Origin of the sequence: Paenibacillus sp. MAEPY2 (assembly GCF_000499205.1) — a bacterium.
Classification (GTDB): domain Bacteria; phylum Bacillota; class Bacilli; order Paenibacillales; family Paenibacillaceae; genus Paenibacillus; species Paenibacillus vandeheii.
This window is the reverse complement of record NZ_AWUK01000128.1, coordinates 1-314: the sequence shown is the minus strand read 5'-3', so window position 1 is coordinate 314 and position 314 is coordinate 1. Positions and strand designations below refer to the sequence as shown.

The following is a 314-nucleotide window of genomic DNA, read 5'->3' as shown; positions in this document are numbered from 1 at the left end:
GCGGTGGATACGATGTGTTCGTCTTCGCTGACCTCCATTCATCTGGCGTGTCAGAGTCTAAGACAGAACGAGTGTCAGGTTGCGGTCGCGGGCGGGGTGAATGTGTCAGTCCACCCGAACAAATATATCATGTTGTCTCAAGGACGATTCCTGTCCAGCAAAGGCCGGTGTGAGAGCTTTGGTGAAGGGGGCGACGGGTATGTGCCGGGTGAAGGCGTGGGTGCTGTCCTGTTAAAGCCGCTTGCACAAGCGGTTGCAGACGGGGACCGGATTTACGGCGTGATCAAAGGGTCTGCCTTGAATCACGGCGGCAA

At 56.7% G+C, this 314-nt stretch carries 1 protein-coding gene; it reads left to right on the top strand.

Translation table 11 applies throughout. The annotated features are described in order from the left end of the window. Positions 1–314: beta-ketoacyl synthase N-terminal-like domain-containing protein (locus P364_RS37230; RefSeq protein ID WP_036695189.1), on the top strand; the 314-nt coding region annotated here is incomplete at both ends.